This window comes from Helicobacter pylori, assembly GCF_900120335.1.
Lineage (GTDB): Bacteria > Campylobacterota > Campylobacteria > Campylobacterales > Helicobacteraceae > Helicobacter > Helicobacter pylori_BU.
This window is the reverse complement of the sequence record NZ_LT635477.1, coordinates 904256-930069: the sequence shown is the minus strand read 5'-3', so window position 1 is coordinate 930069 and position 25814 is coordinate 904256. Positions and strand designations below refer to the sequence as shown.

Genomic DNA, 25814 nt, shown 5'->3' with positions numbered 1-25814 from the left:
TTACTCTAATACAATATAATAGGGGCTAATTTAAAGATTAAGGTTTAGTATGCATGAATACTCGGTCGTTTCTTCTTTAATCGCTCTTTGCGAAGAGCATGCGAAGAAAAATAAAGCCCATAAGATTGAAAGAGTTGTGGTCGGTATTGGTGAAAGAAGTGCTATGGATAAGAGCTTGTTCGTGAGCGCGTTTGAGACTTTTAGAGAAGAATCTTTGGTGTGTAAAGACGCTATTTTAGACATCGTGGATGAAAAGGTTGAATTGGAATGCAAGGATTGTTCGCATGTCTTTAAGCCTAACGCCCTAGATTATGGGGTGTGTGAGAAATGCCACAGCAAGAATGTCATTATCACTCAAGGCAATGAAATGCGTTTGTTGTCTTTAGAAATGTTAGCGGAATAAAAACCGATGCAAGAAGAATTGAACGCTTACCAGCAAGAAATTGAAGACACTAGAGGAGTTTTAAAAAAAATCCGTTTGGAATTGAAGCAAGTCCAAGAAATCTTGCGTAAGAAAAAGAGCATTTTAAAAGGTTTGAAGCAAGAAATCTATCAAAAGAAATTAGAAAAAGAAAATTCCCGCTTAAACAAAGAAACGCAAAATACAGAAGAGGATGTGATTTTCCCTAAAGCCCTTGAAGAAGTGGAGGTTTTCACTAGTGATAATCAGGTTATCATGGCAAAACCATGTAAGCGTTTATTCAATGAAGGGCTTTACTTGCAATACCGCAGCGTTTTGCGCGAAAACAGGCTTTTAAAAAACCATCTTTCTAAAAAAGATTTTGAAAATTCGTTGCTCAAAATTGAATTGAGGGATTTGCACAAAGAAATCAAGCTCTATCAAGTCCAAAACCTTTTGAAAGACAAATAATGCCCACGATTTTAGTGAGCGCTTTAGAAGCGAGCTCTAATGTGCATTTAGAGGAATTACGGTGCAATTTACCCAAAGATTATCGTTTCATTGGGGTGTTTGAAGGGGAAGACGCGCTCTATAGCCCTAGGGAATTTTCTGTCATGGGTTTTAGAGATGTGATAGGCCGTTTGGGGTTTTTACTCAAAGCCCATAAAGAAATGGTTCAATTAGCCAAACAAGCGGACATGGTGCTTTTAATGGATTCTTCTTCTTTCAATATCCCCCTAGCCAAAAAAATCAAAAAACAAGATCCGCATAAGAAAATCATGTATTATATTTTACCGCAAGTTTGGGCATGGAAAAAATGGCGCGCTAAAAGCCTTGAAAAATACTGCGATTTTTTGGGAGCGATTTTGCCTTTTGAAGTGAGCTATTACCAAAAAAAAGCCCAATATGTGGGACACCCTTTATTAGATGAAATTAAATATTATAAAAAAGATATTAAGGGCGAAACTCTGGTGTTTATGCCAGGGAGTAGGAAAAGCGAAATCGCTAAAATGTTCCCTTTGTTTGTCAAAGCGGCTCAAATTTTAGAACAAAACGAAGGGTTTAAAAGGCGTGTGTTAGTCGTGCCGAGTTTCTTTAAGGGGTTGGATTTGAAAGCCCTTTATGGAGAAGACATCAAACTATTTGAAATTTCTTATGATGCGCACAAGAGTTTGTTTGAAGCAGAGTTTGCGTTCATTTGCAGCGGAACAGCGACTTTAGAGGCCGCTTTGATTGGCACGCCTTTTGCGTTAGCGTATAGGGCTAAAACAATGGATTTCTTGATCGCTAGAATGTTGGTCAATTTGCATTATATAGGACTCGCTAACATTTTTTATAACGCCTTAAATGATGAAACTCCAGGGCTTGGGGAAAGCCAATTGCACCCAGAATTGATCCAGCATTTTTTGAGCGTAGAGGGTTTGTTAAAAGCGTATGAAGAAATGGATAGGGAACGCTATTTTAAAGAAAGTTTGAGATTAAGGGAATATTTAAAACATGGGAGCACAAAAAAGATCGCTAACGAAATGGCTTTTTTGCTGAATTTAACTTAATTTTTACTATAATCTCTACTGAATAAGCTTAGGAGATTAAATGAATAAAGAACCTATGAGCATGCATGGATACAATAAGATTTGCGCGGAATTGAAGCAATTAAAAGAGGTGGAACGGCCTAATATCGTGAAAGAAATTGATATTGCTAGAGGGCATGGGGATTTGAAAGAAAACGCTGAATACCATGCCGCTAAAGAAAAACAACGCTTCATTGAAGCGAGGATCGTGGATTTAAGCGAGATCATTTCTAACGCTCAAGTGATTGATCCGAGCGCTTTAGCCCATAATAAAGTGAGTTTTGGCAGCACGATTAAAATTCTTAATTTAGACAACGATAAAGAGTTTTCTTACACGATAGTAGGGAGCGTGGAGAGCGATCCGGCTAAAGGGTTAATCTCTTTTGGTTCGCCGATCGCTAAGAGTTTGATAGGCAAGAGTAAGGGCGATGCGGTGAGCATTCAATTACCCAATGGCGAGAGCGATTTTGAAATTTTAGACATTTACTATAAAGAGATTTGTTTTGATGAAAATTAAAATCCAAAAAATCCACCCGAACGCCCTTATCCCTGAATACCAAACTGAAGGCTCTTCAGGCTTTGATTTGCACGCTGTAGAAGAAGTAACGATCAAACCTCATGGCGTGGGGTTGGTGAAAATAGGGATTTGTTTGTCTTTAGAAGTGGGGTATGAATTGCAGGTGCGTACCCGTAGCGGTTTGGCTTTGAACCATCAGGTGATGGTGTTAAATTCCCCTGGCACGGTGGATAATGATTATAGGGGCGAAATTAAGGTGATTTTAGCGAATTTGAGCGATAAAGATTTTAAAGTTCAGGTAGGGGATAGGATCGCTCAAGGGGTGGTTCAAAAAACTTATAAAGCCGAATTTATAGAATGCGAACAATTAGATGAAACTTCAAGGGGGAGCGGAGGTTTTGGCAGCACGGGAGTGAGCAAGGCATGAGTATTAAGGAAAATTTAGAGCAGGTTAAAAGCGAGTTCAAAAGCGATGAAAAGCTTTTAGAGGGGGCGTTTAGATTAGAAAAGTTTTTCAAACGCTACAAGTGGGTGTTGTTGTTTATTATCGTGGCTTTTATCGCTTATTTAGGGGATACAAAATTACAAGATTATAAACGCGAGCAAACTAAAGAGCGGATCACTCAAATTTATAATGAAGTTCTAGAGAGTCCTAATAATATAGCCTTGCAAAAAAGATTGAAAGAAGTCGCCCCAGAGTTGTATGACTTGTATCAATTCGCTAGAGCGGGCGAGCGTAACGATGCAGACGCGTTTAAAAAACTTTCGCAATCTTCTAATGAAATCGTTAAAACTTTTGCACAATATTCTTACGCATCGCTCTCTCAAGATAAAAACTTGCTTGAAAAAAGCCCCATTCTTAAAGAAATGAGCGCTTTACAAGAAGTGAATTTGTTGTATGGAGAAAATTCTAAAGACGCGATCAAAAAAGCGCATCAAATTTTATCCACTATCCCTCTAAGTTCTTCACTCTATGCTATAATCTCTGTTCTAAAACACTATGGAATGTTAGAATATATTCAGCAAAACCCTTCCAAACCAACTAATCTAAAGAAAGAAACTATTCAAGGAACGCATTGATTTGATGAATAAACCATTTTTAATCTCACTCATAGCCCTAATTGTCTTTAGCGGCTGTAACATGAAAAAATACTTCAAACCCGCTAAACACCAAGTTAAAGGCGAAGCGTATTTCCCTAACCATTTGCAAGAGAGTATCGTTTCGTCTAATCGTTATGGAGCCATTTTGAAAAATGGGGCGGTTATAGGCGATAAAGGTTTAACGCAGCTAAGAATCGGTAAGAATTTCAATTATGAAAGCAGTTTTTTAAATGAGAGTCAGGGGTTTTTCATCCTTGCGCAAGATTGTTTGAACAAGATTGATAAAAAAACAAGCAAAAGAAAGGTGGCTAAGACTGAAGAAACGGAATTGAAATTAAAGGGCGTTGAAGCGGAAGTCCAAGATAAAGTCTGTCATCAAGTGGAATTGATTAGCAATAACCCTAACGCCAGCCAACAATCTATCATCATTCCTTTGGAAACTTTTGCCTTGAGCGCGAGCGTTAAAGGGAATCTTTTAGCGGTGGTGTTAGCGGACAATTCAGCGAATTTATACGACATCACTTCTCAAAAATTGCTTTTTAGCGAGAAAGGTTCCCCGAGCACCACGATCAATTCTTTAATGGCGATGCCTATTTTTATGGATACGGTCGTGGTGTTCCCTATGCTAGATGGGCGCTTGTTGGTCGTGGATTATGTACATGGAAACCCCACGCCTATTAGAAACATTGTTATCAGCAGCGATAAGTTTTTCAACAACATCACTTACCTTATCGTAGATGGCAATAACATGATCGCTTCTACGGGAAAACGGATTTTATCAGTGGTGAGCGGTCAAGAGTTCAACTATGATGGGGATATTATAGACTTGCTTTATGATAAGGGGACTTTATACGTGCTCACGCTAGACGGGCAGATTTTGCAAATGGATAAGAGTTTAAGGGAATTAAACAGCGTGAAACTACCCTTTGCTTCGCTCAATACGATTGTATTGAATAACAATAAATTGTATTCTTTAGAAAAACGTGGGTATGTGATAGAGGTGGATTTGAATGATTTTGATTCGTATAATGTCTATAAAACGCCAACTATAGGCAGTTTTAAGTTTTTTTCATCCAATCGTTTGGATAAAGGGGTGTTTTATGACAAAAATCGGGTGTATTATGACCGCTATTATTTAGATTACAATGATTTTAAACCGAAACTTTACCCCCATGCCGCTGGATTCAAACCATCTCAAAAAGGCGAAAAAGGGAACGCTCCTATTTATTTGCAAGAAAGGCATAAAGCTAAAGAAAACAAACAGCCTTTAGAAGAAAATAAAGTTAAGCCAAAAAATAGCGGGTTTGAAGAAGAGGAAGTTAAAACCAGAAGGCCTGAGCCTATTAAGGATCAAAATAACGCCACCCAACAAGGCGTAAAAGAAAATCAAGAAAAACAAAACGCTCCTATTTCAAAAGAAAACGCCGCTAAAAAAGAAGCGCCAAAACCAAATTCTAAAGAAGAAAAACGCCGCTTGAAAGAAGAAAAGAAAAAAGCCAAAGCCGAACAAAGAGCGAGGGAATTTGAACAAAGAGCGAGAGAGCATCAAGAAAGAGATGAAAAAGAGCTTGAAGAAAGAAGAAAAGCTTTAGAAATGAATAAGAAGTAGGCCTATGCCAGCTAGGCAATCTTTTAAGGATTTAAAAGACTTGATTTTATGCGATATAGGCAACACGCGCATCCATTTCGTGCAAAACTACCAGCTCTTTTCAAGCGCTAAAGAAGATTTAAAGCGTTTGGGTCTTCAAAAGGAAATCTTTTACGTTAGCGTGAATGAAGAAAATGAAAAAGCCCTTTTGAATTGTTACCCTAACGCTAAAAATATCGCAGGGTTTTTTCATTTAGAAACCGACTATATAGGGCTTGGGATAGACCGGCAAATGGCGTGTTTAGCGGTGGCTAATGGGGTTATAGTGGATGCGGGGAGCGCGATTACGATAGATTTAGTCAAAGAGGGCAAGCATTTAGGAGGGTGTATTTTGCCCGGTTTAGCCCAATATATTCATGCGTATAAAAAAAGCGCTAAAATCTTGGAGCAACCTTTCAAAGCCTTAGATTCTTTAGAAGTTTTACCCAAAAACACTAGAGACGCTGTGAATTACGGCATGATTTTGAGTATCATCTCTTGTATCCAACATTTAGCTAAAGATCAAAAAATCTATCTTTGTGGGGGCGATGCGAAATATTTGAGCGCGTTTTTACCTCATTCTGTTTGCAAGGAGCGTTTGGTTTTTGACGGGATGGAAATCGCTCTTAAAAAAGCAGGGATACTAGAATGCAAATGATGCACCATTTGAGTTTTTTGGGCATGTTTTTAGCCGCTTTGAGCATGTCCTTAGGGCATTGTGTGGGCATGTGTGGGGGGATTGTGAGCGCGTTTAGTCAAATAAGGTTTTCTAAAGTTACAAGCTTTTCTTACCAGATCGCTTGCCATGCCCTCTATAATGTGGGGAGGATCAGCACCTACATGCTTTTAGGGGCTATAACGGCAGGTTTAGGGCATAGTCTTAGCGTGAGCATGGGTTTTAGGGGCGTTTTATTGATGAGCATGGGGATTGTTTTAATCCTTTTAGCGCTCTTGGGAGCTAAAGCGGAAAAATTAAGCTTTTCCATTCCTTTCATCTCTTTTTTGATGAAAAAAACCTTGCAATCTCAAAACGTTCTGGGGCTGTATTTCTTGGGCGTGTTGAACGGGTTTTTGCCTTGCATGATGGTGTATTCGTTTTTAGCGAGCGTGATTCTCAGTCATAGCGCGTTTATGGGAGCGATGCTGGGCCTTTCTTTTGGGCTTGGCACTAGCGTGCCGTTGTTTTTAATGGGGATTTTTTTAAGCAAAATTTCTACATTTTATAGGAAATTTTTCAATCTTTTGTCTAAAGGTTTAATGGGGGTTTTTGGGCTTTATGTCCTTTATATGGGGATCATGCTCATTAGCCACCAAACACCCCATGCGATGCACCATCAAAACAGCACTACTCAGCATGATCATAAAGGAGCGCATTCGCATGAACACTAACAAAGCCCTTTTTTTGGACAGAGACGGCATTATCAATATTGATAAAGGTTATGTGAGTCAAAAAGAAGATTTTGAGTTTCAAAAAGGGATTTTTGAATTGTTAAAGCATGCGAAATCTTTAGGCTACAAACTGCTTTTAATCACCAACCAATCCGGGATCAACCGGGGCTATTACACCCTTAAAGACTTTGAAAATCTCACCGAATACCTCCAAGAAAGCTTGCTCAAAGAATTAGGTTTTAATTTGGATGGCGTCTATTTTTGTAGGCACGCCCCAGAAGAAAATTGCGCTTGCAGGAAGCCAAAACCCTCTTTGATTTTACAAGCCGCTAAAGAGCATCAAATTTGTTTGGAGCGATCTTTTATGATAGGCGATAAGGAGAGCGACATGCTAGCCGGCTTGAACGCTAAAGTTAAAAATAACCTTTTGCTCACTCAAAACCCTTTAAAAACTCCTCATTCTTGGATACAATGCAAAGATCTTAAAGAGATGATTGATCGGATTAAATAAGGATAAATCATGCGTTATATTGATGATGGATTAGAAAATCAAACCATTTTAATCACCGGTGGGGCTGGCTTTGTGGGCAGTAATCTGGCCTTTTATTTTCAAGAGAACCACCCTAAGGCTAAAGTGGTAATTTTGGATAAATTCCGCAGTAACACGCTCTCTAGTAATAACCGCCCGAGTTCTTTAGGGCATTTTAAGAATTTAATCGGTTTCAAGGGCGAAGTGATTACCGCTGATATTAATAACCCCTTAGATTTAAGGCGTTTAGAAAAGTTGCATTTTGATTATTTGTTCCACCAAGCGGCTGTCTCTGATACGACCATGCTCAATCAAGAATTAGTGATGAAAACCAATTATCAGGCTTTTTTAAACCTTTTAGAAATCGCTCGATCAAAAAAAGCTAAAGTGATTTACGCTTCTTCAGCGGGCGTTTATGGCAACACCAAAGCCCCCAATATAGTAGGCTCAAACGAAAGCCCTGAAAACGTTTATGGCTTTTCCAAGCTTTGCATGGACGAATTTGTCCTTTCGCATTCAAGCGATAATGTTGTGGGCTTAAGGTATTTCAATGTCTATGGGCCTAGGGAATTTTATAAAGAAAAAACCGCTTCCATGGTTTTGCAGCTCGCTTTAAGCGCGATGGCGTTTAAGGAAGTCAAGCTTTTTGAATTTGGCGAACAATTAAGGGATTTTGTCTATATTGAAGATGTGATCCAAGCGAATGTGAAAGCGATGAAGGCTCAAAAAAGCGGGGTTTATAATGTGGGTTATTCGCAAGCCAGGAGTTATAATGAAATCGTTAGCATTTTAAAAGAGCATTTAGGGGATTTTAAAGTGAGCTATATTAAAAACCCTTATACTTTTTTCCAAAAGCACACCCAAGCGCACATTGAACCCACTATTTTAGATTTAGATTACACCCCTTTATACGATTTAGAAAGCGGTATTAAGGATTATTTGCCCCATATCCATGCGATTTTCAAAGAACAACACGCATGAAAAAAATTTTAGTCATAGGCGATCTGATCGCTGATTATTATCTGTGGGGGAAGAGCGAACGCCTTTCGCCTGAAGCCCCTGTGCCTGTTTTAGAAGTCAAAAAAGAGAGCAAGAATTTAGGCGGAGCGGCCAATGTGGCTAATAACCTTACCTCTTTAAAAGCTAAAGTCTTTTTATGTGGGGTAGTGGGCGATGATTTAGAGGGCAAGCATTTCATTAGCGCTTTAAAAGCAAGAGGGATTGACGCTTCAGGTATTTTGATAGATAAAACCCGTTGCACCACGCTTAAGATGCGCATCATCGCGCAAAACCAGCAAATCGCGCGCGTGGATAAGGAAATCAAAGACCCCTTAAACGCTGATTTAAGAAAAAAACTTTTAGATTTTTTCACAGAAAAAATCCAAGAAATAGACGGCGTGATCCTTTCAGATTACAATAAGGGCGTGTTGGATTTTGAACTCACTCAAAAAATGATCACTCTGGCCAACCAACACCACAAGCTCATTTTATGCGACCCTAAAGGGAAGGATTATAGCAAATATTCCCATGCGAGTTTGATCACGCCTAATCGCGCTGAATTAGAGCAAGCGCTCCATTTGAAATTAGACAGCCATGCGAATTTATCAAAAGCGCTCCAAATTTTAAAAGAAACTTATCAAATCGCCATGCCTTTAGTAACTTTGAGCGAACAAGGCATCGCTTTTTTAGAAAAAGGCGAGTTAGTCAATTGCCCCACTATCGCTAAAGAAGTTTATGATGTAACGGGGGCAGGCGATACGGTGATAGCGTCTTTAACGCTTTCTTTATTAGAATCAAAGAGCCTAAAAGATGCTTGCGAGTTTGCCAATGCGGCTGCGGCGGTGGTGGTGGGTAAAATGGGGAGTGCGTTAGCGAGTTTGGAAGAAATCGCTTTGATTTTGAACCAAACGCACCCTAAAATCCTCCCTTTAGAAAAGCTGTTAGAAACTTTAGAGCGCAACCAGCAAAAAATCGTTTTCACCAATGGCTGTTTTGACCTCCTCCATAAAGGGCATGCGAGCTATTTGCAAAAGGCTAAAGCTTTAGGGGATATTCTTGTTGTGGGGTTAAATAGCGATAATTCCATTAAAAGGCTTAAGGGGGATAAACGCCCCATAGTGAGCGAAAAAGACAGGGCGTTTCTTTTGGCGAGTTTGTCTTGCGTGGATTATGTTGTGGTGTTTGAAGAAGACACACCCATAAAATTGATTCAAGCCCTAAAGCCTGATATTTTAGTCAAGGGAGCGGACTACCTCAATAAGGAAGTCATAGGGAGCGAGTTGGCTAAAGAAACCCGTTTGATAGAATTTGAAGAAGGTTATTCCACAAGTGCTATCATAGAAAAAATTAAAAGGACACATAATGATTGATGGTTTGATTCAAAAAGAATTTTTAGCCCATAAGGAAGCGTTAGAAAAAAGTTTAGAAAGTTTGCAAGATGCGTTAAAGCAAAGCGTTCATCTTTTGATAGAAACTTTAGAAAATCAAGGGAAAATCCTTATTTGCGGTAACGGGGGGAGCGCGAGCGACGCGCAGCATTTTGCCGCTGAATTGACCGGGCGCTATAAACTGGAAAGGAAAGGCTTGAGCGCGATAAGTTTAAGCACGGATACCTCAGCTCTCACCGCCATTGCGAACGATTATGGCTATGAAGAAGTGTTCGCTAGACAAGTGGAAGCGCTAGGGAATAAAGAAGATGTTTTAATAGGGATTTCTACAAGCGGTAATTCCAAAAATGTCCTAAAAGCTTATGAAAAAGCCAAAGATTTAGGGATGAAAACGCTTAGCTTAGCGGGGCGTGATGGGGGGAAAATGAAGCCTTTAAGCGATATAGCGTTGATTGTCCCTAGTGGTGATACCCCACGAATCCAAGAAATGCACATTCTTATGATCCACATCTTATGCGATTGCATTGAAAGGCATTTCGCTCATAAAAATTAGCTTTATTGTTTCATTGATCTTTTTTAGATTGTGTCCCCATTGAAAATTGAATTTTTCACAATCACATAATCCACTTTTCGGATCGCTTCAAGGTCTCTCCCGCCTGCGTAGGAGATTGAAGATTGCAAATCTTGATGCATTTCAACCAGCGTGTCTTTTAACGATCCTTTATGTTGGATCCAAATTTTCTTACCTTCAACATTTTTCTTTTCACCTTTTTGGAACTCTGATGCCGAACCGAAATATTCCTTATACACGACACCATTTTCCACTTTTGTTTCTCCAGATGATTCTTCATGCCCTGCAAAAAGCGAGCCAATCATTACCATTGTCGCGCCAAAGCGTATTGATTTTGCAATATCCCCATGCGTGCGAATGCCACCATCTGCAATAATCGGCTTTCTTGCTGCTTTAGCGCACCACCTAAGAGCCGCTAGTTGCCAGCCACCCGTGCCAAAGCCTGTTTTGATTTTAGTGATACATACTTTCCCAGGCCCGATGCCAACTTTCGTAGCGTCAGCACCGGCGTTCTCTAATTCACGGACCGCTTCTGGCGTGCCCACATTCCCGGCAATCACAAAAGTTTCGGGCAAACGCGCTTTGATGCGTTGGATCATTTCAATGACAGAATTTGAATGGCCATGCGCAATATCGATCGTGATATAGTCTGGCGTTAATCCTTGTTTGGCTAACTCTTCTACAAAAAGACATTCTTCCTTTTTCACCCCAACGCTGATCGAACTAATTAATTGGCGTTCCTTCATCTTTTTGACAAACGGGATTCTTGCCGCTCCATTAAAGCGGTGCATGATATAGAAATAGCCATTTTCTGCTAGGAATTCTGCGATCGATTCGTTGATGATTGTTTGCATGTTGGCTGGGACTATGGGCATTTTAAACGCATGTTTGCCTAGAATAACGGTCGTATCGCACTCTGAACGGCTATTCACAATACATTTATTAGGAATGAGTTGGACATCTTCGTAATCAAATACTTTCAATGACTTGATCCTTTTTTGCTTTAAAACATTATTTTTACCTTAATTTGAATAAAAAATCAAGAGGAAATGATATAGGCTCGATCAAATTTTGGGCGTCAAAGGCCTTATGAATAACCATAATAAGCAAGGGTTACAATATTGCAAAGAAAACGCTACAATAAACTTTCTATAATCTAATCACAAAAATAAGGAAATCACAAGATGCTGCAAACCATCAACTTAACGCAACGCTATGCGACTAAAAAATTGTTTGAAAATGTGAATATCAAGTTGGATAAAAACAAACGCTACGGGCTGATTGGGGCTAATGGGGCAGGAAAGTCCACTTTTTTAAAGATTTTAAGCAAGAGCATTGATTGCAGCAGTGGGGAAGTCATCATCACAAGCGGCATGAAAATGGGGGTTTTAGGGCAGGATCAATACGCTTTTGAAGATTTGAGCCTTAAAGATGCGGTTTTGATAGGCAATAAGCGTTTGTATGACGCTATCAAAGAAAAAGAGCGCTTATATACCGAAGGCGATTTGAGCGATGATAAAGTGAATGCGAGACTAGGGGAGTTAGAAACCATTTGCGTGGAAGAAGATCCCATGTATGAATGCGAAGTGGCGATTGAAAAAATCCTAGAAGATTTAGGCATTCCTAGCTCTAAACACAACGATTTGATGAAAACCTTGCCAAGCAGCGATAAATTTAAAATCCTTCTCGCTCAAGTCTTATTCCCTAAACCGGATATTTTGCTGTTAGATGAGCCTACGAACAACCTGGATTTAAACGCCATTGAATGGTTAGAAAACAACCTCAAACGCCATGAAGGCACGATGGTAGTCATTAGCCATGACAGGCATTTTTTAAATGCGGTATGCACGCATATTTTGGATTTGGATTTCCACAGCGTGCGCGAATTTAGCGGGAATTATGACGATTGGTATATCGCTTCCACTCTGATCGCTAAACAGCAAGAAGCCGAACGCAATAAAAAACTCAAAGAAAAAGAAGAGCTAGAAAAATTTATCGCGCGCTTTAGCGCTAACGCTTCTAAAGCCAAGCAAGCCACCAGCCGCCAAAAACAATTGGATAAATTAGACATTCAAAGTTTAGCGGTATCTAGTAGGAGGGATCCTAGCATTATTTTTAAACCCAAACGCACCATTGGGAATGAAGCCTTAGAATGCGAAAATATCTCTAAAAGTTATGATGGGCAAATGGTTTTAAATCAAGTGAGCTTGAAAGTGATGCCTAAAGATAAAATCGCCCTCATAGGGCCAAACGGCGTGGGTAAATCCACGCTTTGTAAAATTTTAGTAGAAGAATTAAAGCCGGATAAGGGCGTGGTGAAATGGGGAGCGACCGTTTCAAAAGGCTATTTCCCTCAAAACGTGAGCGAAGAAATTAGCGGGGAAGAGACCTTGTATCAATGGCTTTTTAATTTCAATAAAAAGATTGAAAGCGCAGAGGTGAGAAACGCTTTAGGGAGGATGCTTTTTAATGGCGAAGAGCAAGAAAAATGCGTGAACGCTTTAAGCGGGGGCGAAAAACACCGAATGGTTTTATCCAAGCTCATGCTAGAGGGGGGGAATTTCTTAGTCTTAGATGAGCCAACCAACCACCTGGATTTAGAAGCCATTATCGCGCTAGGTGAAGCGCTCTTTAAATTTGATGGCGCAGTGATTTGCATAAGCCATGACAGAGAGCTTATTGATGCGTATGCTAACCGGATTATTGAATTAGTCCCAGGCCCTAAAGGCGCTTCAATCATTGATTTTAAAGGCAGTTATGAAGAGTATTTAGCGAGCAAAAAATGAAACCACGAGACATTGAAATCATTCAAAGCGTTTTAGAAATTACAGGACCTATTAAGGTTACTCTGGTTTATGATAAAGCTAAAGAGCTTTTTGAAAAAGGCAAGATTGAAAACATGTTTGATTGTGGGGGCGAAACCCCACACCAGAGCGTTAGTTCTTATATTTATACAGCCTTAAACAAGGGCGAAGAACTGCCTTTTAAAAAAACGCAAGAAAAACCAACTTTAATCGCTCTAAAAGGTGCGGCTAAAGAGCTGGGCTTAAACGCTCAAAAACCAAGCGTTCCAAGCGCTAAAATCGCGCATGAAAGGGATTTGCACCCCTTTTTAACTTACATGGCTATTAATAACGAAAATTTGAAATGCTACACAAAAACCATTTTTCATGAAGAGAGTTCAAAATCATCAAAAGGCATGGACAGGTGGCTTTATCCGGACATGGTGGGGGTTAGGTTTTTACACGCTGAATGGTCTAATGCAAATTTAATCGCTTTTTCTAAGAAATTTGACACTTTACCCGTTAAACTGGTGAGTTTTGAATTGAAAAAAGAAATCAGCGTGCATAATTGCAGGGAGTGTTATTTTCAAGCGATTTCTAACAGCTCGTGGGCTAATGAGGGGTATTTAGTGGGCCGTCATATTGATACGCATAACCCCCAACTCATGGATTTGTTGAAGCGTTTGCATGCGAGTTTTGGGATTGGCGTGATTGATTTGAGGACTGATGAGGATAAAAGCACTATTTTATTGAACGCTAAATACAAAGAAAAGATTGATTACACCGTGGCTTCAGAGCTTAGCGCAAAAAATGAAAAATTCAGCGGTTTTTTAAAGAGCGTTGTGGATTATGATCCAAACCACCCACAACGCTATAAAGATGAATTTGATGAGGTTAAAAAGAAAGAGGAGTTATACCCTTAACCCATCACTTTCTTTTTAAAAAACGCTTCAAGCGGCTTTATAAGGGCGTTTCAAAAACCCTAAATAAAGCGCTAAAGAGCAGCACGACCAAGCAATCCCTAATAAAAACCCTCCTAAAACATCGCTAGGGTAATGCACCCCTAAATAAACCCTGTCATACGCCATTAAAAAAATCCAAAAAAGCAAAACCACAGCAATAATCGTTTTAATGCGAGCATTTGCGTTAGAATAGCATAACAGCAACGCCAAAGAGCCATAAAAAAGCGCTGAAGCTAAAGCATGCCCGCTGGGGAAACTAAAGCCATGCGCGAAAACCAATTCGCCATTGGTTACAGGCCGTGGGCGCGCCACTAAAAGCTTAAGGGATTTTAAGGTGAATTCACCTAATAAGATGCTAAAGAAAAACCACACCCCCAAAGCGATGCGTTTTTGAAACCCAAACCACAAGCCAATGAGTAAGGCTATAGGGGTGGTGAGCTTGCTTTGCGCAAACCATGTGCTAAAAAACACGAAAGAAAGCCACACGCTCCCTTGAATGGGGGCAGGATTGCGGATCAAGTCTATAAAAAATAAATCCAATTGTTGCACCCACTCTTTTTGAAAAGCCACCCCGCTTATTACGATGCCAAACAAAATAAAAAAGACGATCCCAATAATCCCAAGCGTTTTAGCCGCTTTTTTTTCTCTTACGCTGATTGTTCTGTCAAATACCATTCAAACCCCTTTTAAAAAATGAATTTTAAAAAGGCGATTATATCTTATTTACCCCACAAACGCACAGAAAACGCATGGAATAAAAAAATAATATTCTTTGCTATAATGAAACCTTTAAAGGGCGCGCGCCCAACGCCAAACAAGAAACGCCAATCAAAAAAACACAAAAAAGGGGCTTATATCATGGAAAACAACCCAAACAATAACCAAGCGTCATTAGAACGCAACGAATTGCACAACACCATTTGGAAAGTGGCGAACGAATTGAGAGGCTCAGTGGATGGCTGGGATTTTAAGCAATACGTTTTAGGCATTCTTTTTTACCGCTACATTTCAGAAAACATGGCTAATCACCACAATGAATACGAGCGAAAGCTTGATCCTAACTTTGATTACGCTTCATTAAGCGATGAAGAGGCTGAAATCGTAAGAAAATCAACCATTGAAGAAAAAGGCTTTTTCATCCCGCCAAGCGCTTTATTTTGTAACGTGTTAAAAAACGCGCCCAATAACGAAGATCTCAATGTAACCCTACAAAATATTTTTAACGAAATAGAAAAATCCAGCCTTGGCACTCCATCAGAAGAAAATGTCAAAGGCTTGTTTGCGGATTTAGATGTCAATAGCAATAAATTAGGGAGCTCTCATAAAAATAGGGTGGAGAAATTGACTAAAATCCTTGAAGCCATAGGGAACATGCAATTAGGCGATTATTTAAAAAGCGGGATTGATGTTTTTGGCGACGCTTATGAATATTTAATGGCCATGTATGCGAGCAATGCCGGCAAAAGCGGAGGGGAATTTTTCACCCCCCAAGAAGTGAGCGAATTGCTCGCTAAAATCACCCTGCACGGCCAAGAGAGCGTCAATAAAGTTTATGACCCATGCTGTGGGAGCGGAAGCTTACTCTTACAATTTTCTAAAGTGTTAGGCGATAAAAATGTCTCAAAAGGGTATTTTGGGCAAGAAATCAATTTGACCACTTACAACCTTTGCCGCATCAACATGTTTTTGCATGACATCAATTACTCTAAATTCCACATCGTGCACGGGGACACGCTTTTAGACCCAAAACATGAAGACGATGAGCCTTTTGATGCGATCGTTTCCAACCCTTCAAAGAGAATGTCATTGACTGCGTGATCGCTTTACCAGACAACCTCTTTTTTGGAACGAGTATCGCTACTTGCATTTTAGTGCTTAAGAAAAACAAAAAAGACGACACCACGCTTTTTATTGATGCGAGTAAGGAATTTGTCAAAGAAGGCAAGAAAAACAAGCTCAAAGAGCGCAACCGAGAAAAGATTTTGCAAACCTATATTGAAAGAAAAGAGGTTAAGCACTTTTGCGCCCTAGCTAATATGGAGCAAATCAAAGAAAACGATTACAACCTTTCCGTGAACCGCTATGTGGAGCAAGAAGACACTAAAGAAGCCATTGACATTAAAGCGCTTAATAGTGAGATTTCTCAAATCGTAGAAAAACAAAGCGCTTTACGAAACAGCCTTGAATTTATCATCAAAGAGTTAGAAGCTTAAGGGGGGCAAAATGCATAAAATAGAGCGACTGCTCCAAACTCTAGTGCCTAAGGGGGTGGAGTTTAGGAAGTTGGGGGAGGTCATAAATATTTTTAAAGGAAAACAACTTAATAAAGAGCTTCTTTTGGATTATGGAGAATATCCTGTCATGAATGGAGGAATTCATGCTTCTGGTTATTGGAATGAATATAATACAGATTGTCCAAAGATTATCATAAGTCAGGGCGGTGCTTCTGCCGGTTATGTAAATTACATGACTTCAAAATTTTGGGCGGGTGCTCATTGTTATGCGATTGAATTAAATTCAGAAAAACTCAATTATAAATTTTTATATTATTTTTTAAAAAATTCTCAAACCATTCTTATGAAATCTCAATTTGGTGCTGGTATCCCCGCACTCAATAAAGCAGATATTGAAACTTTAACCATCCCCATCCCACCCCTAGAGATCCAACAAGAGATCGTTAAGATTTTGGACGCTTTCACAGAATTAAACACAGAATTAAACGCGCGAAAAAAGCAATACCAGTATTACCAAAACATGCTTTTAGACTTCAATGGCATTAATTCAAACCACAAAGACGCCAAAATGAGCGCCAAACCCTACCCTAAACGCTTGAAAACCTTACTCCAAACTCTAGCGCCTAAGGGGGTGGAGTTTAGGAAGTTGGGGGAGGTGTGTGATTTTCAAAAAGGAAAATCAATAACAAAAAAAGCCGTAACTTTTGGAAAAGTCCCCGTTATTTCGGGGGGAAGACAACCCGCTTATTATCACAATGAGGCAAATCGTAGCGGAGAAACAATAGCGATTTCTTCATCTGGAGTGTATGCTGGCTATGTTAGTTATTGGGATATTCCTGTTTTTCTTGCTGACTCTTTTTCTGTTTCACCAAAACAAAAAACCCTAATGCCTAAATATCTTTTTCACTACCTTACAACGCAACAAGATGCAATCCATGCAACAAAAAGCGCAGGGGGAATTCCTCATGTTTATAGCAAAGACTTACAAAATTTTTTAATCCCCATCCCACCCCTAGAGATCCAACAAGAGATCGTTAAGATTTTGGATCAATTTTCACTTTTAACCACCGATTTATTAGCCGGTATCCCCGCTGAAATAAAAGCCAGAAAAAAACAATACGAATATTACCGAGAAAAACTATTGGCCTTCAAACCCCTAACCCCACTAAATAACAAAGAGCTTGCGTAAGCAAGTGATAACTTTATTAAAAAAGCGGTCTTGGGGGGTTAGGGGGATCTTAAGGGGGTTAAGGGGGGTATTATCGCAAAATACCCCCCTATCCCCTTATAAAATGAATTTGAAATATTTTTTAAAAGGAATAACATGCATTACGAAACGATCGCAGAAAGCAATGAAAGCACGGTAGTAGCGGAATTTCATAGCAGTAATGAAAAGAAAAGCGCTTATGAGAGCGAAGCAGAGCTAGAAAGAGCGTTTATCGCGCTTTTACAAAAACAAGGCTATGAATTTAAAAAAATCCACAAAGAAGAAGAATTAAAAGACAATTTAAAAGAGCAGTTAGAAAAGCTTAATGATCATTGTTTCACGCCTAAAGAATGGGACACTCTTTATTTTCAATTCATCGCTAATAAAAACGATGACTATAAGGCTAAAACGAGAAAAATCCAAGAAGATCCGATTTTTAATCTCACGCTAGAGAACGGGAAAACCAAAAACATTAAAATCATTGATAAGAAAAATATCCATAGAAACGCCTTGCAAGTGATCCGCCAATACAGCGCTAAAGGGAAGTATGAGAACCGCTATGATGTGAGTGTCCTTGTGAATGGCTTGCCTTTAGTGCATGTGGAATTGAAAAAAAGAGGCGTGGCGATCAGAGAGGCGTTCAATCAGATCAAGCGTTATAAAAGGGATAGTTTTAGCGCTGAAGACGGGCTTTTTGAGTTTGTGCAGATTTTTGTTATCAGTAACGGCACGAGTAGTAAATATTATTCAAACACCACAAGAATAGCCCAAAAAAACCATAAAGCCGATACTTTTGAATTCACGAATTATTGGGCGGACAGCAAGAATCATAATATTGAGGATTTAATGGATTTTGCTAAGGCGTTTTTTGCAAAGCGCAGCCTTTTGAACGTTTTAACGCGCTATTGCGTTTTCACGAGCGAAGAGGTTTTATTGGTGATGCGGCCTTATCAAATCGTGGCGGCAGAAAGGATTTTAGAAAAAATCAAAGCCGCGCAAAATAGTAAAATTTATGGGAAAAGCCAGAGCGGAGGCTATATCTGGCACACGACAGGGAGCGGTAAAACCTTAACGAGCTTTAAAAGCGCAACATTGGCTAAAGAATTAGAAGGCGTTTCAAAGGTTTTGTTTGTGGTGGACAGGAAGGATTTGGACTATCAAACCATGAAAGAATACGATAAATTCCAAAAAGATTGCGCTAATTCCAACACAAGCACCAAAATTTTAAAAGAACAGCTTGAAAACCCTAACGCTAAAATCATTATCACCACGATCCAAAAATTAGACAAATTCGTTAAATCCCATAAAGGGCATGCGATTTTTAATGAAGAAGTGGTGATGATTTTTGATGAATGCCACAGGAGTCAGTTAGGCTCCATGCATCAAGCCATCACTAAAGCGTTTAAAAAATACCACCTTTTTGGCTTTACTGGCACGCCCATTTTCGCACAAAATTGCGATAAAAACAACCCATTAGGCACGACAGAGCAAAAATTTGGGACATGCCTCCACCAATACACCATTATTGATGCGATCAGGGATAAAAACGTTTTGCCCTTTAGAGTGGAATACCACAACACCATTAAAGCTAAAGAGGGTATTAAAGATAAAGAGGTTAGAGCGGTTGATGAAAAAAACGCGCTTTTAGATAGTAGGAGGATCAAAGAAATCGCTAAATGCATTTTAGAGCGTTTCCATCAAGCCACTAAAAATAAAAAATTCAATTCCATTCTGGCATGCTCTGGTATAGAAGCGCTGAAAAAATATTACCAAGCCTTTAAAGAAGAAAAACACAACCTTAAAATCGCTACCATTTTCAGTTATAGCACTAATGAAGAAATTGAAGCGCTAGAAGATGAAAACAATGAAAGCGCTAGTGGGCTAGACAAAAGCTCAAGGGATTTTTTAGAGGGCGCGATTGCGGATTATAACGGGATGTTTAAAACTTCTTTTGACACTTCGGATCAAAAATTCCAAAGCTATTATAAGGATCTTTCTCAAAAAATGAAAGAGCGTGAAATCGATCTTTTACTGGTGGCAAACATGTTCCTTACCGGGTTTGACGCTACAAGGCTTAACACCCTTTGGGTGGATAAAAACTTGAAATACCATGGGCTAATTCAGGCCTTTTCACGCACGAATCGCATTTTAGACAGCGTTAAAACGCATGGGAATATCGTGTGTTTCAGGGATTTAGAGCAGGATTTGAATGACGCGCTCATGCTTTTTGGCAAGAAGGACGCTAGGTCTATTGCGCTATTAAGAAAATATGAAGATTATTTGAAAGGCTACACAGATAACAATAAGGAATACGAGGGCTATGAGGGTTTGATTGGAAGGCTTTTAGCCGAGTTTCCCCTAAAAGAGCCGATCATTTCAGAAAGCCAGAAAAAGGATTTTATTAAGCTTTTTGGCAAGATTTTGAAATTGGAAAATATTTTAAACAGCTTTGAAAATTTTAACAAAGACGATCACATCAACCCAAGGGATTTTCAAGACTATCAAAGCAAATACCTTGATTTTTACGATGAAATGAGACCAGAAAAAGGGAGAGATAAAGAAGAGATTAACGACGATTTGATCTTTGAAATTGAACTCATCAAGCAAGTGGAAGTCAATATTGACTACATTTTGACTTTGATTGAAAAATACGCTAAAGAGCCTGATCTAGAAATTCAAGGCGTTAAAACCCAAATAGAGCCAATCCTTAACTCCAGCATAGAATTAAGGAATAAAAAAGATTTGATCATGGGTTTCATTGACAAATACAACAAAGATGAAGAAGTCCATGAATATTTTCAAAACTATATCCACCAAAAAAGAGAAGAGGAATTCCAAAATATCATAGAAGAAAACCGCTTGAATGAAGAAAAAGCCTATTCGTTCATGCAGCTTGCCTTTAGTGGGGGTGAAATTAATTTCAGTGGGACAAAATTTCCTGAAATCATTGAAGAAAAAGTCTCTAGGTTTGACAAAAATTCGCGCTATCAAGAGGTGAAAGAAAGAGTCGCTGCAAGCCTTTCTCGCTTTTTCCACCGCTTTTGTGATCTCACTAGCGCTATATTTAAGAAAAATGGGGTTAAAAAAGATGAGGTGAATGAAAAATAGTTCATTGTTGAACGCTTTTTCATTAAATTTCAAAAACAGCGCCGCTCAAGGGATTTTTTGTATAAAATAAAAAAAATTTAAGGAGGTTCGTTATGTTAAAGGAATTACGCCAAAAACGCCCCTTAGTGCATAACATCACCAATTATGTGGTGGCGCAATTTGTGGCTAATGGTTTGTTAGCCTTAGGGGCATCGCCTTTAATGAGCGATGCGATCGCTGAAATGCCCGATTTAGCAAAAATTTCTGACGCGCTCGCTATTAATATTGGCACCCTCAATGAACGCACCATTTTATGCGCTAAAGAGGCGATCAAACGTTACAAGGCTTTGGATAAACCCATCGTGTTGGATCCTGTGGGGTGTTCAGCGAGTGCTCTGCGCTATGACACAAGTTTAGAGCTTTTAGAAAGCGAAGGGGTTAGCGCGCTTAGGGGTAATGCCGCCGAATTAGGCTCTTTAGTGGGTATTTCTTGCGAAAGTAAGGGGTTAGATTCCAACATTTCCGCCACGCCTATAGAAATTGTCAAACGAGCGGCTCAAAAGTATTCTGTGATAGCCGTAATGACGGGCAAAATAGATTACGTGAGCGATGGGGAAAAAGTTTTGAGTATTACTGGGGGGAGCGAATATTTAACTGCAATTACAGGGGCTGGGTGTTTGCATGCAGCGGCATGCGCGAGTTTTTTGAGTTTGAAAAAAGACCCCTTAGATTCTATGGCGCAACTTTGCGCTTTCTATAAACAAGCCGCTTTCAGTGCGCAAAAAAAAGCGTTAGAAAATAACGGCTCCAATGGTTCGTTCTTGTTTTATTTTTTAGACGCTCTAAGCTTGCCTATAGAGTTAGAAAATAGCCTTATTAAGGAAGTATTGTGAAAGTTTATCCGCAAGTTTTAAGCATTGCTGGCAGCGATAGCGGTGGGGGCGCTGGGATACAGGCCGATTTGAAAGCGTTTCAAACTTTGGGCGTGTTTGGAACAAGCGTGATCACTTGCATCACCGCTCAAAACACACAGGGCGTGCATGGGGTGTATCCATTGAGTGTAGAGAGCGTGAAAGCGCAAATCTTAGCCATTAGAGATGATTTTTCTATCAAGGCGTTCAAAATGGGAGCGTTATGCAACGCTCAAATCATTGAATGCGTAGCAGACGCTTTAGAAACTTGTGATTTTGGGTTGTGCGTTTTAGATCCGGTCATGGTGGCAAAAAATGGGGCTTTGCTTTTAGAAGAAGATGCGATTTTAAGCTTAAAAAAACGCCTTTTACCCAAAACCAATTTATTAACCCCTAACCTCCCTGAAGTCTATGCGCTCACAGGCGTTCAAGTGCGAGACGATAAAAGCGCTTCAAAAGCGATGGGTGTTTTAAGGGATTTAGGCGTTAAAAACGCTGTGATTAAAGGGGGGCATACAGAGCATTTTCAAGGAGAATTTAGCAACGATTGGGTGTTTTTAGAAGACGCTGAATTTATCTTAAACGCCAAGCGATTCAACACCAAAAACACGCATGGCACGGGTTGCACTTTGTCTAGCTTGATTGTGGGCTTACTCGCTCAAGAGCTGGATTTAAAAAACGCTATCACAAAGGCTAAAGAGCTTTTAACTATCATTATTCAAAATCCCTTAAACATTGGGCATGGGCATGGGCCTTTGAATTTGTGGAGCATCAAAAAGCATGTTTGATGCGGATTGTTTGAAACTCATGTTTGTGGCTGGTTCGCAAGATTTCTACCATATAAAAGGCGATAGGATAAATGCGCTTTTAGACACTTTAGAATTAGCTTTACAATCTAAAATCACAGCGTTTCAATTCCGCCAAAAAGGCGATTTAGCCTTACAAGATCCTGTTGAAATCAAACGATTAGCCCTAGAGTGTCAAAAATTATGCAAAAAATACGGCGCGCCTTTTATTATTAATGATGAGGTGCGACTCGCGCTAGAATTAAAGGCTGATGGCGTGCATGTGGGGCAAGAAGACATGGCTATAGAAGAGGTAGTAACTTTATGCCAAAAGCGTCTTTTTATCGGTTTGAGCGTCAATACTTTAGAGCAAGTCCTAAAAGTGCGCCATTTAGACAGCGTATCCTATTTAGGGGTAGGCCCTATTTTCCCCACACCATCTAAAAAAGACGCTAAAGAAGTTGTAGGCGTCAATCTTTTAAAAAAAATACACGATAGCGGGGTAAAAAAACCCCTCATAGCGATTGGGGGCATCACGACAGATAACGCTTCAAAAATACAAAAATTCAGCGGTATCGCAGTCATTAGCGCGATCACACAAGCCAAAGATAAAGCCTTAGCGGTTGAAACACTTTTAAAAAAAGCGTGAGGGATTTTAAAATTCCGCATGGATTAAAGTAAAAAGAGGGTCTCGCTTTTTATTGGATTTAAAAGCGCTTAAATCCATTATAAAGGCGTTTTTAAAACGCTAAAATCCTACCCCAGCGTGTCCAATAAGCGCTCTTCAAAGGCGAAAAGCATGGGGGTTTTTTCGCACACAATTTCCACAAAAGAAAAGCCTAAAAGGGTGTTTTGAGCCTCTTTTAAAACCTCTTGAGTCCTTTGGAGGGTGGTTTTTAAAAAAAGCTGTTTTTCTTTTTCTTTCAAATAAATAACGCCGCCAATTTCGCCCAAGTTAGGATACAGAGCGTAAAAATCAACGCTTTGTTTTTTGGCTTTCATCTGTAAAAAAGCTTTTTTGCGTTCGTTTTCAATCACAAAGCTTAAAACCTGCGATTGCAAGCTTAAAAGCATGTTGGCTGTATTCAAAAACTCTTGCGAGCTTTTAGCATGGATTAATTTTTCGCTCAAAAGTTCTTTGTATTCTTTTAGGGGGGTGTTGTCTTTGGCACTCAATATCTCTTTTATTTTTTTCATTTCAAGGGCTGGCAAATCGTCTAATGCGTCTAAGATTTTTGGGGCAGGCACTAAATTTTTAAGCACAATATCGCCCAGCTGATTCCTTTGCATGATCGCAAAATAAGGCTGATTGATTTTTAATTCCTGTTCGCTTTTGGTGGGGATAATTTTATTACCCACTTGCAAAAGAAAAAGATCTTTATCTTGTTTTTCTAGCACTTTTAAAAGAATGGGTAAAGTGGCGTTAAAATGGTGCGCGGCGTTTTTGGAATGAAGGGCATTAAGCTGGTTTAGGGCATTTAGGGCTTCTAGCATTAAAGGGCGTTGTCTTTGATAAAATCAAGGATTTTAAAGCTCGCTTCTAGTTTGTTCATGGAGGGGATTTTTTGGGTTTTTTTATGGCTAAAGAGCCACAATTCATTCTCTAATGAGCCAAAAGGGCGTGAATCTTTAATGAGATTCAAAGCGGCCACAGAGCAATCCTTGCCGTTGTTTTGAGAAGGTTTTAAAAGATTTTGAGCGTTTTTAATGGCGTTTTGTTGATCGTCTTCAGCTTTAAAACCGATTTTAACGAATTGATTAGGATTGACAGAAGCCAGTAAATCCTTATTTTGAACGCATTCAACGTTTAGGGTTTCACCCAATTCGCTTTTTTTAAGCTTATGGTTAAAAGAAGTTTTAGGCAAATAATCGCTAATGGCGGCTAAATTGAAGAGCAGGGGTTTTAAGGCATGTTTTTGCAAGTTTTTAGTGGCGTTATTTAAGGCGTTTTCATAAGAAGCGGTGTCGCTAACGGGAATGCTTGTGATTTCTTTGGGCAAAGGGGTAGGGAAGTTGGATGCAATCAAAGTCACTTTCGCTCCCTTAAAATATAACGCTAGGGCTAAAGCGCTCGCTTGAATCCCGCTAGAAAGATTGCTAATAACTCTAACGCTGTCAATCTTTTCTATACTCGCGCCGCCCATGACTATGACTTCTCTGTTTTCAAAATAAGCGTCTTTTAAGAGCGTTTGGGTGGCTTTAAAAAGGATTTCTAAAGGCTCAGCCATCGCCCCATCGCCTTTAGTGTCGCATGCCAAAAGGGCGTTTTGGGTGTCTAAAATAATGTGGTTGGAATCTTTCAAGCGTTTTAAATTACTTTGAATGATAGGGGAATTGAGCATGTTAGTGTTCATGCTAGGGGCTAGGATTTTAGGGGAAGCGCAAGCTAAAAAAGTCGCGCTGATGGTATTATCCGCTAAAGCGTGAGCGATTTTAGACAGGCTGTTAGCGCTTAAAGGGGCAAAGATGAGTAAATCAGCATTAGCAGCGCATGCGATGTGGTTGTGGTGCAATTTGTTTTGGTGGTTGTAATACCATTTTTCATTACGATCATGCAAGACTTTATGATGGCTCAAGGCTTCAAAGCTTAAGGGCTTGATGAACTTTTGCGCGCCCTCACTCATCACCACTTGAATACTAGCCCCACTCTTAAACAACAAGCGCGTTAATTCTAGGGATTTATACGCCGCAATAGATCCGCTCACGAGCAATAAAACGCGCTTGTTTTCTAACAATCTTAAGGGGTAAAACAAATCTTCTAAAAAATTCATAATAATTTTAACAAATCATCAGGCTCTAGCCATTGGTTGTTAGTGTGGCTGCTATATTCAAAATCAGGGGTGACTTTTTGGCCTTTTTCATGGAGTTTGGTGAGCGTGTAATCTTTAGGCGTTTGGAAGCTTATAGTGGGCTGAATGATAAAAAAGTCTTCAAATTCTAGGGCTAAATGGCTTTCATCTTTAGGGATCATCACTTCATGGAGTTTTTCGCCCGGGCGAATCCCTATGATTTTAGTAGGGGTATTGGGGGCTAGGGCTTTAGCGAGATCGGTCATTTTCATGCTAGGGATTTTAGGCACAAAAATTTCACCCCCATGCATTCTTTTCAAGCTTTTAAGCACAAAAGAAACCCCCTCATCTAAGGTGATCCAAAATCGTGTCATGCGAATATCGGTAATGGGGATTTCATTCGCTTTGTTTTGGACTAATTTTTTAAAAAACGGCACCACGCTCCCACGACTACCCACCACATTACCATAACGCACCACGCTAAATTGCGTTTGAGAAGAGCCTTTAAAGTTATTCGCGCTCACAAAGAGCTTATCGCTGCACAATTTGGTTGCGCCGTAGAGGTTAATGGGGTTAGCGGCTTTATCGGTGCTTAGGGCGATGACCTGGCTAATCTCATTTTTTAAGCATGCGTTAATCACATTGCTCGCTCCCATGATATTGGTTTTAATGCATTCTAGGGGGTTGTATTCAGCGATAGGTACATGCTTGAGCGCGGCCGCATGGATACAAATATCCACGCCCTCTAAAGCGTAATTCAAGCGCTCTAAATCCCTGACATCGCCGATAAAAAAACGCATTCTGGGATCGTTAAATTCCATGGCCATTTCGCTTTGTTTTAATTCATCTCGGCTATAAACGATGATTTTTTTAGCGTTGGTGGTGTCTAAAACTTTACGAACAAAGCGTTTGCCAAAACTCCCAGTGCCTCCGGTGATTAAAATCGTTTGGTTATCCAACATGT

The 25814-nt window shown here is 39.7% G+C and carries 24 protein-coding genes and 2 pseudogenes; 21 read left to right on the top strand and 5 right to left on the bottom strand.

Annotated elements, in window-relative coordinates:
- Nucleotides 1-49: 49 nt before the first annotated feature.
- Genes hypA through gmhA form a run of 13 tightly spaced genes read left to right on the top strand, consistent with a single transcriptional unit; the run spans nucleotide 50 to nucleotide 10074 of the window.
- Nucleotides 50-403 carry a hydrogenase/urease nickel incorporation protein HypA gene (gene hypA, locus CS889_RS04570; RefSeq protein WP_000545269.1) on the top strand — a complete coding sequence of 118 codons (354 nt, stop codon included), beginning with the start codon at nucleotides 50-52 and terminating at the stop codon, nucleotides 401-403.
- Between the two features lie 6 nt (nucleotides 404-409).
- The gene (gene mua, locus CS889_RS04565; RefSeq protein WP_089086975.1) at nucleotides 410-871 is read left to right on the top strand and encodes a nickel-binding protein Mua; all 462 of its coding nucleotides are present in this window, start codon (nucleotides 410-412) and stop codon (nucleotides 869-871) included.
- The gene (gene lpxB / locus CS889_RS04560) at nucleotides 871-1953 is read left to right on the top strand and encodes a lipid-A-disaccharide synthase (RefSeq protein ID WP_089086974.1); all 1083 of its coding nucleotides are present in this window, start codon (nucleotides 871-873) and stop codon (nucleotides 1951-1953) included. The genes mua and lpxB overlap by 1 nt, the downstream gene beginning before the upstream one ends.
- 40 nt (nucleotides 1954-1993) lie before the next feature.
- The gene (greA, locus tag CS889_RS04555) at nucleotides 1994-2488 is read left to right on the top strand and encodes a transcription elongation factor GreA (RefSeq protein WP_001031332.1); all 495 of its coding nucleotides are present in this window, start codon (nucleotides 1994-1996) and stop codon (nucleotides 2486-2488) included.
- The gene (dut, locus tag CS889_RS04550; RefSeq protein WP_089086973.1) at nucleotides 2478-2915 is read left to right on the top strand and encodes a dUTP diphosphatase; all 438 of its coding nucleotides are present in this window, start codon (nucleotides 2478-2480) and stop codon (nucleotides 2913-2915) included. The genes greA and dut overlap by 11 nt, the downstream gene beginning before the upstream one ends.
- Nucleotides 2912-3568: a hypothetical protein gene (locus tag CS889_RS04545; protein ID WP_089086972.1), complete on the top strand. Its 657-nt coding sequence runs from the start codon at nucleotides 2912-2914 to the stop codon at nucleotides 3566-3568. The genes dut and CS889_RS04545 overlap by 4 nt, the downstream gene beginning before the upstream one ends.
- Before the next feature lie 4 nt (nucleotides 3569-3572).
- Nucleotides 3573-5198: a plasminogen-binding protein PgbB gene (gene pgbB / locus CS889_RS04540; protein WP_089086971.1), complete on the top strand. Its 1626-nt coding sequence runs from the start codon at nucleotides 3573-3575 to the stop codon at nucleotides 5196-5198.
- 4 nt (nucleotides 5199-5202) lie between these two features.
- Nucleotides 5203-5874 (top strand): type III pantothenate kinase, encoded by a 672-nt coding sequence (locus CS889_RS04535; RefSeq protein WP_089086970.1) that lies wholly within the window; start codon nucleotides 5203-5205, stop codon nucleotides 5872-5874.
- A complete protein-coding gene (locus CS889_RS04530; protein ID WP_089086969.1) occupies nucleotides 5865-6605 on the top strand; it encodes a sulfite exporter TauE/SafE family protein in 741 nt (246 codons plus the stop codon). Before CS889_RS04535 ends, CS889_RS04530 begins: the two co-directional genes overlap by 10 nt.
- Entirely contained in the window at nucleotides 6595-7116 is a 522-nt protein-coding gene (gmhB, locus tag CS889_RS04525; protein ID WP_089086968.1) for a D-glycero-beta-D-manno-heptose 1,7-bisphosphate 7-phosphatase, read from the top strand. Before CS889_RS04530 ends, gmhB begins: the two co-directional genes overlap by 11 nt.
- Before the next feature lie 9 nt (nucleotides 7117-7125).
- Nucleotides 7126-8115 carry an ADP-glyceromanno-heptose 6-epimerase gene (gene rfaD / locus CS889_RS04520; RefSeq protein ID WP_089086967.1) on the top strand — a complete coding sequence of 330 codons (990 nt, stop codon included), beginning with the start codon at nucleotides 7126-7128 and terminating at the stop codon, nucleotides 8113-8115.
- A complete protein-coding gene (gene rfaE1 / locus CS889_RS04515; RefSeq protein WP_089086966.1) occupies nucleotides 8112-9503 on the top strand; it encodes a D-glycero-beta-D-manno-heptose-7-phosphate kinase in 1392 nt (463 codons plus the stop codon). Before rfaD ends, rfaE1 begins: the two co-directional genes overlap by 4 nt.
- Nucleotides 9496-10074 (top strand): D-sedoheptulose 7-phosphate isomerase, encoded by a 579-nt coding sequence (gene gmhA / locus CS889_RS04510; protein ID WP_089086965.1) that lies wholly within the window; start codon nucleotides 9496-9498, stop codon nucleotides 10072-10074. Before rfaE1 ends, gmhA begins: the two co-directional genes overlap by 8 nt.
- A 23-nt stretch (nucleotides 10075-10097) precedes the next feature.
- Here the strand turns inward: gmhA and CS889_RS04505 are convergent, their stop codons facing one another.
- On the bottom strand, nucleotides 10098-11075 hold the full coding sequence (locus CS889_RS04505; protein WP_172825114.1) for a GMP reductase: 978 nt from the start codon (nucleotides 11073-11075) through the stop codon (nucleotides 10098-10100).
- A gap of 201 nt (nucleotides 11076-11276) precedes the next feature.
- Between CS889_RS04505 and CS889_RS04500 the strand changes: the two genes are divergently transcribed.
- Nucleotides 11277-12878 (top strand): ABC-F family ATP-binding cassette domain-containing protein, encoded by a 1602-nt coding sequence (locus CS889_RS04500; protein ID WP_089086963.1) that lies wholly within the window; start codon nucleotides 11277-11279, stop codon nucleotides 12876-12878.
- Nucleotides 12875-13817: pseudogene (locus CS889_RS04495) on the top strand (HrgA protein). The gene CS889_RS04500 and the pseudogene CS889_RS04495 overlap by 4 nt, the downstream one beginning before the upstream one ends.
- Nucleotides 13818-13825: 8 nt before the next feature.
- Here the strand turns inward: CS889_RS04495 and CS889_RS04490 are convergent.
- Nucleotides 13826-14512 carry a phosphatase PAP2 family protein gene (locus CS889_RS04490; RefSeq protein WP_089086961.1) on the bottom strand — a complete coding sequence of 229 codons (687 nt, stop codon included), beginning with the start codon at nucleotides 14510-14512 and terminating at the stop codon, nucleotides 13826-13828.
- A gap of 183 nt (nucleotides 14513-14695) precedes the next feature.
- On the opposite strand from CS889_RS04490, the pseudogene CS889_RS04480 reads away from it, so the two are divergent.
- From CS889_RS04480 to thiE, 6 genes and pseudogenes are all read left to right on the top strand, one after another.
- Nucleotides 14696-16050: pseudogene (locus tag CS889_RS04480) on the top strand (type I restriction-modification system subunit M).
- Nucleotides 16051-16060: 10 nt separating this feature from the next.
- On the top strand, nucleotides 16061-17260 hold the full coding sequence (locus CS889_RS04475; protein ID WP_089086960.1) for a restriction endonuclease subunit S: 1200 nt from the start codon (nucleotides 16061-16063) through the stop codon (nucleotides 17258-17260).
- Nucleotides 17261-17395: 135 nt separating this feature from the next.
- Nucleotides 17396-20386, top strand: a complete 2991-nt coding sequence (locus CS889_RS04470; RefSeq protein WP_089086958.1) for an HsdR family type I site-specific deoxyribonuclease — start codon at nucleotides 17396-17398, stop codon at nucleotides 20384-20386.
- Nucleotides 20387-20478: 92 nt separating this feature from the next.
- Nucleotides 20479-21258: a hydroxyethylthiazole kinase gene (gene thiM, locus CS889_RS04465; RefSeq protein WP_089086957.1), complete on the top strand. Its 780-nt coding sequence runs from the start codon at nucleotides 20479-20481 to the stop codon at nucleotides 21256-21258.
- On the top strand, nucleotides 21255-22064 hold the full coding sequence (gene thiD / locus CS889_RS04460; protein ID WP_172825113.1) for a bifunctional hydroxymethylpyrimidine kinase/phosphomethylpyrimidine kinase: 810 nt from the start codon (nucleotides 21255-21257) through the stop codon (nucleotides 22062-22064). Before thiM ends, thiD begins: the two co-directional genes overlap by 4 nt.
- Nucleotides 22057-22710, top strand: a complete 654-nt coding sequence (thiE, locus tag CS889_RS04455) for a thiamine phosphate synthase (RefSeq protein ID WP_089086955.1) — start codon at nucleotides 22057-22059, stop codon at nucleotides 22708-22710. Before thiD ends, thiE begins: the two co-directional genes overlap by 8 nt.
- A gap of 107 nt (nucleotides 22711-22817) precedes the next feature.
- Here thiE and CS889_RS04450 read toward each other — a convergent pair whose 3' ends face one another.
- Genes CS889_RS04450 through pseB form a run of 3 tightly spaced genes read right to left on the bottom strand, consistent with a single transcriptional unit; the run spans nucleotide 22818 to nucleotide 25812 of the window.
- Nucleotides 22818-23555: a hypothetical protein gene (locus tag CS889_RS04450; RefSeq protein ID WP_089086954.1), complete on the bottom strand. Its 738-nt coding sequence runs from the start codon at nucleotides 23553-23555 to the stop codon at nucleotides 22818-22820.
- Nucleotides 23555-24832 carry a bifunctional phosphopantothenoylcysteine decarboxylase/phosphopantothenate--cysteine ligase CoaBC gene (coaBC, locus tag CS889_RS04445; protein WP_089086953.1) on the bottom strand — a complete coding sequence of 426 codons (1278 nt, stop codon included), beginning with the start codon at nucleotides 24830-24832 and terminating at the stop codon, nucleotides 23555-23557. The genes CS889_RS04450 and coaBC overlap by 1 nt, the downstream gene beginning before the upstream one ends.
- A complete protein-coding gene (pseB, locus tag CS889_RS04440) occupies nucleotides 24829-25812 on the bottom strand; it encodes a UDP-N-acetylglucosamine 4,6-dehydratase (inverting) (protein ID WP_172825152.1) in 984 nt (327 codons plus the stop codon). The genes coaBC and pseB overlap by 4 nt, the downstream gene beginning before the upstream one ends.
- Nucleotides 25813-25814: the final 2 nt, after the last annotated feature.

Bases quoted from the DNA above. Each gene is read 5' to 3' on its own strand.
- lpxB (WP_089086974.1), top strand. From the start codon at position 871: ATGCCCACGATTTTAGTGAGCGCTTTAGAAGCGAGCTCTAATGTGCAT.
- thiE (WP_089086955.1), top strand. From the start codon at position 22,057: ATGTTTGATGCGGATTGTTTGAAACTCATGTTTGTGGCTGGTTCGCAA.
- pgbB (WP_089086971.1), top strand. From the start codon at position 3,573: ATGAATAAACCATTTTTAATCTCACTCATAGCCCTAATTGTCTTTAGC.
- CS889_RS04450 (WP_089086954.1), bottom strand. From the start codon at position 23,555: ATGCTAGAAGCCCTAAATGCCCTAAACCAGCTTAATGCCCTTCATTCC.
- rfaD (WP_089086967.1), top strand. From the start codon at position 7,126: ATGCGTTATATTGATGATGGATTAGAAAATCAAACCATTTTAATCACC.
- coaBC (WP_089086953.1), bottom strand. From the start codon at position 24,832: ATGAATTTTTTAGAAGATTTGTTTTACCCCTTAAGATTGTTAGAAAAC.
- thiM (WP_089086957.1), top strand. From the start codon at position 20,479: ATGTTAAAGGAATTACGCCAAAAACGCCCCTTAGTGCATAACATCACC.
- pseB (WP_172825152.1), bottom strand. From the start codon at position 25,812: ATGTTGGATAACCAAACGATTTTAATCACCGGAGGCACTGGGAGTTTT.
- gmhB (WP_089086968.1), top strand. From the start codon at position 6,595: ATGAACACTAACAAAGCCCTTTTTTTGGACAGAGACGGCATTATCAAT.
- CS889_RS04475 (WP_089086960.1), top strand. From the start codon at position 16,061: ATGCATAAAATAGAGCGACTGCTCCAAACTCTAGTGCCTAAGGGGGTG.
- CS889_RS04535 (WP_089086970.1), top strand. From the start codon at position 5,203: ATGCCAGCTAGGCAATCTTTTAAGGATTTAAAAGACTTGATTTTATGC.
- CS889_RS04545 (WP_089086972.1), top strand. From the start codon at position 2,912: ATGAGTATTAAGGAAAATTTAGAGCAGGTTAAAAGCGAGTTCAAAAGC.
- mua (WP_089086975.1), top strand. From the start codon at position 410: ATGCAAGAAGAATTGAACGCTTACCAGCAAGAAATTGAAGACACTAGA.
- rfaE1 (WP_089086966.1), top strand. From the start codon at position 8,112: ATGAAAAAAATTTTAGTCATAGGCGATCTGATCGCTGATTATTATCTG.
- CS889_RS04490 (WP_089086961.1), bottom strand. From the start codon at position 14,512: ATGGTATTTGACAGAACAATCAGCGTAAGAGAAAAAAAAGCGGCTAAA.
- CS889_RS04500 (WP_089086963.1), top strand. From the start codon at position 11,277: ATGCTGCAAACCATCAACTTAACGCAACGCTATGCGACTAAAAAATTG.
- CS889_RS04470 (WP_089086958.1), top strand. From the start codon at position 17,396: ATGCATTACGAAACGATCGCAGAAAGCAATGAAAGCACGGTAGTAGCG.
- dut (WP_089086973.1), top strand. From the start codon at position 2,478: ATGAAAATTAAAATCCAAAAAATCCACCCGAACGCCCTTATCCCTGAA.
- greA (WP_001031332.1), top strand. From the start codon at position 1,994: ATGAATAAAGAACCTATGAGCATGCATGGATACAATAAGATTTGCGCG.
- hypA (WP_000545269.1), top strand. From the start codon at position 50: ATGCATGAATACTCGGTCGTTTCTTCTTTAATCGCTCTTTGCGAAGAG.
- CS889_RS04530 (WP_089086969.1), top strand. From the start codon at position 5,865: ATGCAAATGATGCACCATTTGAGTTTTTTGGGCATGTTTTTAGCCGCT.
- gmhA (WP_089086965.1), top strand. From the start codon at position 9,496: ATGATTGATGGTTTGATTCAAAAAGAATTTTTAGCCCATAAGGAAGCG.